Here is a 7876-nt window from a genome sequence, read left to right as displayed (position 1 = left end):
GGGTATCGGGTTCCCACATTCATCCGCACATGTGCGGATGAATGTGGGAGGTGTTCGGATAAAGTTGATAATCAAGGCGTTTGAAAAACCATCCCGCCAATGCTTTATCTGTATAGCTCAAATGAGCCGAGCTGCTAGAATATCGAACTGTATGGATAACTATCATTCAACCGTTATGGGAGGATACGTGAACCGCACCAAAATCGCGCAGCTCTATGCCGATGCCGAGTCGCTCGGCGGCCAGACCGTCACCGTCGCCGGCTGGGTCAAGTCCGTCCGCGACATGAAGAACTTTGGCTTTGTTACGCTCAACGACGGCAGCTGCTTCCGCGACCTGCAGGTCGTCATGAACCGCGAGGCACTCGACAACTACGACGAGATCGCCCATCAAAACGTCTCGGCCGCACTCATTTGCACCGGCACCGTCAAGCTGACCCCCGATGCGCCCCAGCCTTTCGAGCTTTCTGCCACCTCCATCGAGGTCGAGGGCACGAGCGCCCCGGATTACCCGCTGCAGAAGAAGCGCGCAACCGTCGAGTTCCTGCGCACCCAGCAGCACCTGCGCCCGCGCACCAACCTGTTCCGCGCCGTGTTCCGCATCCGCTCTGTCGCGGCTGCCGCCATCCACCGCTTCTTCCAGGAGCAGGGCTTTGTCTACGTCAACACCCCCATCATCACCACGAGTGACTGCGAGGGCGCCGGCGAGATGTTCCGCGTGACCACGCTCGACCCCAAAAATCCGCCCCTCACCGAGTCCGGCGAGGTCGACTGGAGCCAGGACTTCTTTGGCAAGCATGCAAGCCTCACCGTGTCCGGCCAGCTCAATGCCGAGAACTTTGCCATGGCCTTTGGCGACGTGTACACCTTTGGCCCCACCTTCCGCGCCGAGAACTCCAACACCACGCGCCACGCCGCCGAGTTTTGGATGATCGAGCCCGAGATGGCCTTTGCCGATCTTAACGACTACATGGATAACGCCGAGGGCATGCTCAAGTATGTCCTTAAGGACGTCATGGCAACCTGCCCCGACGAGCTCAATATGCTCAACAAGTTTGTGGACAAGGGTCTGCTCGAGCGCCTGGACCATGTCGCCAACTCCGACTTCGCCCGCGTCACCTATACCGAGGCCGTCGAAATCCTGGAGCAGGCAGTCGCTGCTGGCCACCAGTTTGATTACCCCGTCAGCTGGGGCATCGACCTGCAGACCGAGCACGAGCGCTTCCTGACCGAAGAGCACTTTAAGCGACCGACTTTTGTGACCGACTACCCGGCCGAGATCAAGGCGTTCTACATGCGCATGAACGAGGACGGCAAGACCGTCGCCGCCGCCGACTGCCTGGTGCCCGGTATCGGCGAGATTATCGGCGGCTCCCAGCGCGAGGAGCGCCTGGATCTGCTCGAGGCCCGCATCAAGGACCTGGGCATGAATCCCGAGCAGTACAAGTACTACCTTGACCTGCGCCGCTACGGTTCCTGCAAGCACGCCGGCTACGGTCTGGGCTTCGAGCGCTTGGTCATGTATCTGACCGGCGTGGGCAACATCCGCGACGTCCTGCCGCACCCACGCACCGTGGGCAACGCCGACTTCTAATCGTCGGACGCTAGCTCGCGTCGCCACACGCCAACGCTCATCGCACAAGCGCCTCTCGACATCGGTCGAGAGACGCTTTTTTTCAACAGCATCCGTCAAGCTTTTGGCAAGTTTTTGGTCAGTTGAGCAGGGCTGTTGAAAACTCGACCCGCCGTTTGCCGACGACTACCGACCGCCCAGAGCGCCCTGCGCCCCTGGGAAAGCCCCACGTCCTAGGCTCCATACCGTCGCCACCCAAAACGGAAAGGACGTGGGCACCATGACCGAAGCCGCTGTTGAAACCTACGACACCACGACTAGAGGCGCCGCCTCGATGGCAGCCTATCGCGCCGTTCGCATCCTGCAACTATTAAGCGAAAACACCGGCGAGGACAAGGCCATGCTTTCCGATGAGTTGATCCGGCGCCTCGCCCATCCCGACGACCCCGCCCGCATGCCCATCTCGGCGGCGCGGCGCAGCATCTACACCGCCATCTCCGCGCTTCGCCATGCCGGATACGAAATTGAGTACAAACGCGGCGTGGGCTACAAACTTCTTACCCGCCCGCTCACCGATGAAGAGATCATCCGGCTCCACGGTATGGTCATGCGCAACCGCTCCACGCCTATCGCTATCCGCAAGAGCATGGCGCAGCACTTAGTTGCCATGGCGAGCGCCGACGTTCGCGGCTACCTCGATACACCCGAACCCGCTCCAAGCGCAGGCAGCAAGGCTACCAAGGCAACACGCACGCCCATCAAGCGCATCGACACGTGCGAGCTCGTCGAGCAGGCCATCGACCACGGAACCACGGTGAGTTTTGATATTTCGAGCGTCACGACACGTGGCGAAACCGAAGCAGCACGGATGACACTCCGTCCCTTTGCCATCAGACAGCGCGATGGCATCTCGTATCTGCTGGGAACGGTCTACGACGCCCGAGGCGCCGATGACACGTTGCGTACTGTAGAGATTGGCCGAATGAGAAACGTCAGCACGCGCCTGCTCGACGGCAAGAAGCTCTTCGCCGCCTTGGACGAGGACGACGCCTCCTCCGCCGCATAAGACCCTCCGCCGCCCATTCGACTACCCGTACCGCCCATCCGATTCTGTATTAAAAAACCCGCCAGGCTGTTGTAAAAATGGACATCAGCGCTACTATAGTTCCACTTGCACTTTGTCCCAGTGCAGTGTTTCCAGCCATTTTTATACTGGGGGTAATGATATGAAGGACATCACCATCAGCCGCAGGAGCCTTCTGGTCTCCGCCGGCCTGCTCGCGCTCGCCCCGCTCGCCGGATGCGGCGGCAACTCTGGTTCCGGCTCTGCTGCCGCCGGTTCCGACTACACCATCGGCGTTCTGCAGCTCACCGAGCACTCCGCACTCGATGCCGCCAACGACGGCTTTGTCAAGGCCATCAAGGAGAGCGGCCTTAAGGTCAAGATCGACCAGAAGAACGCCCAGAACGACCAGTCCACGTGTAAGTCCATTGCCGACAAGTTTGTGGGCGACAACGTCAACCTGATTTATGCCATCGCAACGCCCGCCGCGCAGGCTGCCGCCGGCGCCACGGCCGATATCCCCATCGTGGGCTGCGCCATCACCGACTACGCCGCCTCCGGCCTGGTCCAGGACAACGACAAGCCCGGCACCAACGTCACGGGCGCTTCCGACCTCACCCCGGTCGCCGAGCAGCTCGAGATGATGCAGAAGGTCCTGCCCGACGTTAAAAAGGTCGGCCTGCTCTACTGCACCGCCGAGTCCAACTCCGACGTCCAGATCAAGGCCGCCAAGAAGGAGCTCGACAAGCTGGGCCTCGAGTACACTGACTTCACCGTCTCGAGCTCCAACGAGATTCAGTCCGTCGTCGAGTCTGCCGTGGGCAAGGTCGACGCGCTGTACTCCCCCACCGACAACACCATCGCCGCGGGTGCCTCGCAGGTCGGCCAGATCTGCAAGGAAAACAAGCTTCCCTTCGTGACTGGCGAGGAGGGTATGTGCATGGCCGGCGGCCTGTTCACCCTCTCCATCAATTACGAGGACCTGGGCTACGCCGCGGGCGAGATGGCCGTTAAGATCCTGAAGGGCGAGGCCAAGCCCGAAGACATGCCGATCAAGCACCTCTCGAGCAAGGACCTGGTCGTCGTCAAGAACGACGAAATGGCCGAGGCCCTGGGCATCGACCTTTCCGCTCTGGACGCGTAATGCCATACGCGGCATGCGTCTAGAGCCCGTGCTCGCGCTTTAGCCGCGTTATTCAATATCTGAGCCACAGGGGCGGGCGCTGTAGACCGGCGTTCGCCCTGCTTGTTTCGGATGAGTCAAAACATCCGGCCGCAGCTCTTTTATGCATTGTTACCGCTATCATGGTGACTCACGTGTCCACCCTATCCTAGGAGGTATGAAGCATGCTCATTGCATTGCAGGGCGCCGTTTCGCAGGGCGTCCTCTGGGGCATTATGGTGCTTGGCGTGTTTATCACGTTCCGCCTGCTCGACATTCCCGATATGACCTGCGACGGCAGCTTTGCCCTCGGCGGCTGCGTCTGCGCTGTGCTCATCGTCAATAACAACGTCGACCCGCTGCTCGCCGTGCTGGCCGGTATGTGCGCCGGCGCCATCGCGGGTGCCGTCACGGGCATTTTGACCACCGTCTTTGAGATTCCCGCGATCCTCGCCGGAATCCTCACCCAGATCAGCCTGTGGTCCATTAACCTGCGTATCATGGGCAAGTCCAATACGCCCATTCTTGCCAAGGGCACCGTGTTCTCGGCCGTCAGCAATATGACCGGTCTGCCGCAGTCCACCGTTGCCATCATCTTGGGCATCCTGCTCGCCGTGGCTATCGTTGCCATCCTGTATTGGTTCTTTGGCACCGAGATCGGCTCGGCGCTGCGCGCCACCGGCAACAACGAGTACATGATCCGCGCTCTGGGCGTCAACACCAACTCCACCAAGATGATCGCCCTCGTGCTCTCCAACGCCCTCATCGGCCTTTCGGGCGCGCTCATCTGCCAGAGCCAAAAGTATGCCGACATTGGTATGGGCACCGGTGCCATCGTTATCGGTCTTGCCGCCATTGTTATCGGTGAGGTGCTCGGCCGTCTGCTGCCCGGCGGCCTCACGCAGTTTAGCGTCCGTCTTGCCTCCGCCGTCTTTGGCTCCGTGGTGTACTTCCTTATCCGCGCCATCGTGCTGCAGTTGGGCATGGACGCCAACGACATGAAGCTGCTCTCCGCCGTAATTGTCGCTGTGGCCCTGTGCGTGCCCGTGGTTTGGGAGCGCTATAAGCTCCGCAGCTCCTACACGAAGGGAGATGAGGCAGATGCTTAAGCTCTCGCATGTCAAGAAGACCTTTAACAAGGGCACCGTCACCGAGAAGCGCGCGCTCACCGGCGTCGACCTCACCCTGAATGACGGCGACTTTGTAACCGTGATCGGCGGCAACGGCGCCGGCAAGTCCACGCTGCTCAACATGATCGCCGGCGTGTACCCGCTCGATTCGGGCGTTATCGAGCTCGACGGCACCGACATCTCGCGCCTGAGCGAGTCGCAGCGCGCCAAGTACCTGGGCCGCGTGTTTCAGGACCCCATGCGCGGTACCGCTGCCGACATGCAGATTGCCGAGAACTTGGCCCTCGCCAAGCGTCGCGGCCAGCGTCGCGGCCTTTCGTGGGGCGTCACCAAGGCCGAGAAAGATGAGTACGTTGAGCTGCTCAAGCGCCTGGACCTTGGTCTGGACACGCGTCTCAACGCCAAGGTCGGCCTGCTCTCGGGTGGCCAGCGCCAGGCACTCACCCTGCTAATGGCCACTCTCACCAGGCCGCGCCTGCTGCTGCTCGACGAGCACACTGCGGCCCTCGACCCCAAGACGGCCTCTAAGGTGCTCAACCTGACCGAGGAGATCGTCGACGAGAACCACCTGACCACGCTCATGGTCACGCATAACATGAACGACGCCATCCGTCTGGGCAACCGTCTGATCATGATGCACGAGGGCCATGTGATCTACGACGTGGCGGGCGATGAGAAGAAGTCGCTCACCGTAGCCGACCTGCTGCAGAAATTCGAGGAGGTCTCGGGTGGCGAGCTCGCCAACGACCGCATGCTGCTAAGCTAAACCTACCAAAAAGGGACAGGTTTATTTTGGCAGGTTTTATCTGCGCAAACGTCAAAACCGCCGCTAAGGGACAGGCGCCCTTGCGGCGGTTTTCGCATATTATGTCGATAATCCGATATTCAACCAGACATTCTGGCTAAGGACTAAGGAAGCTGCCATGAAAAGACTCCCCCGCCTTGCGTTAACCGCCGCGTTGTTTGTCGGCGCGCTCGCAGGCATCCCAAGCCTCGCTTTCGCGGGAAACCTGCCCGCCGCTATTGACGGCTCTGTGACCGTCATGCACACCAACGACATCCACGGCAGCTACAAGTACAGCTACAACGAAAGCAAGGGCACCGGCACTGTGGGCTTTGACGGACTGGCGGTTCTCTATAGCGCCCAAAGCAGCGCCCCCGATCTTTTGCTCGATGCGGGCGACACCTTCCACGGACAGTCCTTCGCCACCATGAGCGAGGGCAAGAGCATCGCCGAGCTCATGGACACCTTCTACGCCGACGGCTACGATGCGACCACGCCAGGCAACCACGACTGGAGCTACGGCGCGGACAAACTCCGCACCATGACCGGCTACAGCACCACCGACACGCCCTTCGCCATGCTCTGCGCGAACGCGAAGTCTACGAGCGGCGTATGGAGCTCGAGCTTCACGAAGACGCTCGATCGCACCTGGGAGGATAGCGAAGATCACTCCACATTCGACTACAAAATCAAGGTCGGCGTCGTCGGAGCCATGGATGAGTCGCTAGGTTCCTCGCTGCGCGCGGACCTGGTCGCGGGTACGTCGTTCTCGAGTGCCGCGAACGCCATCAATGCCGAGGCAGAGCAGCTGCGCAAGGAGGGCTGCGATGTTGTTGTGTGTATCGCGCACACGCTCGACGCAAAGACCTTTGCCACGCGGCTCCGTGGCGTCGATGCCCTTATCGCAGGCCACGAGCACATCAACCTTAACGAGAAGGTGACGGGAGCCGACGGCAAGACGATCCACATTGTCGAGGCGGGCAGCGCCTTTGCCGAGGTGGGGCTGCTTTCCATTCCGTACAAGTACGACACCAATGGCACCGAGTCGACCGACGATGACACGGCCACGGTCCCTGCAGACGGCAGCGACGAGAAGCTCTACACCGCCAAGAACGTCAACGACCTTTTGGCAGACCCCGACAAGGGCTCCGACTACCAAAACCGCCTTGAAGCCGTCCGCAACAAGATCAAGCCGCTCGACGAGGCCTTTGAAAACGAATCGAACAAGGTGCTCGGCACATCCACCACCAACTATTTCTACGGCGAGGACGCCGCAGGCACGCATGGTTGGGAAATGGTGCGCACCACCGATTTCCGCCCCAGCAAGGAGGGCGATACCACCAAGGCCCAGACCATCGGCCATGTGATTTGCGGCTCCTATCTTGCCCTGACGAGCGCGGACCTTGCCATCGAGAACGCTGGCGGCATCCGCGGCGGCATCGCGGCGGGCAACGTGACCGCCGGCAACGTCATCGCCATCTCGCCCTACGGCAACACCGTGGAGACCTGGACCATGACCGGCGCGGACTTCCTCGCAGCGCTCGAGCACTCGCTACAAATTAGCGACGATTGCAACGACAGCTACGAGCTTCAGCAGGCTTATGTGGCGGCCGGTCACACCGAGCAGGAGGCGCAAGACAAGTACAAGTGGCGCGATGACTCTGGCAGCGTTCTCTCCTTTGGCGGTATCAACGTGACGATTGATTGGACGCAGCCCGAAGGCAAGCGCATTGTGAGTGCCACACTCACCAAGGACGGCAGCACGCTCGACCCCGCCAAGACCTATACCGTCGCCACCAACAACTACATCATTACCAACACGACCGACTTTCCCACCTTTGCACACGCCACCAAGTACACCGAGTGGGGCACGTGCGAGGCGGCGCTGAGGGCGCTGATCGGGCAAGACAGCTGGGAGAGCAAGATGGCCGGGCTCGCCGGCACCATCAGCTTCGGCTCCGCAGCCGTGGACCCCACGCCCACACCGGCCCCGACGCCTAAGCCCTCGCCTAAAACGGACACGACGACCACGAAGGTCATCACCAAGAAGACGACCGGTAAGCTCGCCGCAACTGGAGACCGCACGTTGGCAATAGTTGGCGCGTGCCTTATCGGCGGCATCATCGTCATCATGCTCGGCATTATCCGGAAGCGTCGACGCTAAGCT

6 protein-coding genes are annotated in these 7876 nt (G+C 60.9%); all 6 read left to right on the top strand.

The genetic code is table 11. The features are described 5' to 3' along the window. The first annotated feature begins 187 nt into the window (after nucleotides 1-187). The 6 genes from asnS to I4W09_RS05215 all read left to right on the top strand — a co-directional run bounded on the left by asnS (nucleotide 188) and on the right by I4W09_RS05215 (nucleotide 7873). Entirely contained in the window at nucleotides 188-1591 is a 1404-nt protein-coding gene (gene asnS / locus I4W09_RS05240; RefSeq protein ID WP_271756760.1) for an asparagine--tRNA ligase, read from the top strand. Nucleotides 1592-1850: 259 nt separating this feature from the next. Continuing rightward, complete coding sequence (locus I4W09_RS05235; RefSeq protein ID WP_196032551.1) at nucleotides 1851-2636, top strand: hypothetical protein; 786 nt, start codon at nucleotides 1851-1853, stop codon at nucleotides 2634-2636. 160 nt (nucleotides 2637-2796) lie between these two features. Then, entirely contained in the window at nucleotides 2797-3777 is a 981-nt protein-coding gene (locus I4W09_RS05230; protein WP_022093885.1) for an ABC transporter substrate-binding protein, read from the top strand. A gap of 203 nt (nucleotides 3778-3980) precedes the next feature. Beyond that, nucleotides 3981-4904, top strand: coding sequence for an ABC transporter permease (locus tag I4W09_RS05225; RefSeq protein WP_006234992.1), 924 nt, complete (start codon nucleotides 3981-3983; stop codon nucleotides 4902-4904). Beyond that, nucleotides 4897-5691, top strand: a complete 795-nt coding sequence (locus tag I4W09_RS05220) for an ABC transporter ATP-binding protein (protein ID WP_055250279.1) — start codon at nucleotides 4897-4899, stop codon at nucleotides 5689-5691. The genes I4W09_RS05225 and I4W09_RS05220 overlap by 8 nt, the downstream gene beginning before the upstream one ends. Nucleotides 5692-5848: 157 nt before the next feature. Beyond that, nucleotides 5849-7873 carry a bifunctional metallophosphatase/5'-nucleotidase gene (locus I4W09_RS05215; RefSeq protein WP_196032548.1) on the top strand — a complete coding sequence of 675 codons (2025 nt, stop codon included), beginning with the start codon at nucleotides 5849-5851 and terminating at the stop codon, nucleotides 7871-7873. Nucleotides 7874-7876 lie beyond the last annotated feature (3 nt).

The organism is Collinsella aerofaciens (assembly GCF_015670795.1).
GTDB lineage: Bacteria > Actinomycetota > Coriobacteriia > Coriobacteriales > Coriobacteriaceae > Collinsella > Collinsella aerofaciens_Q.
Note: the sequence above shows the minus strand (reverse complement) of the source record. Positions and strands in the feature narration are given on the sequence as shown.

Bases quoted from the DNA above. Each gene is read 5' to 3' on its own strand.
- I4W09_RS05235 (WP_196032551.1), top strand. From the start codon at position 1,851: ATGACCGAAGCCGCTGTTGAAACCTACGACACCACGACTAGAGGCGCC.
- I4W09_RS05230 (WP_022093885.1), top strand. From the start codon at position 2,797: ATGAAGGACATCACCATCAGCCGCAGGAGCCTTCTGGTCTCCGCCGGC.
- I4W09_RS05225 (WP_006234992.1), top strand. From the start codon at position 3,981: ATGCTCATTGCATTGCAGGGCGCCGTTTCGCAGGGCGTCCTCTGGGGC.
- I4W09_RS05220 (WP_055250279.1), top strand. From the start codon at position 4,897: ATGCTTAAGCTCTCGCATGTCAAGAAGACCTTTAACAAGGGCACCGTC.
- I4W09_RS05215 (WP_196032548.1), top strand. From the start codon at position 5,849: ATGAAAAGACTCCCCCGCCTTGCGTTAACCGCCGCGTTGTTTGTCGGC.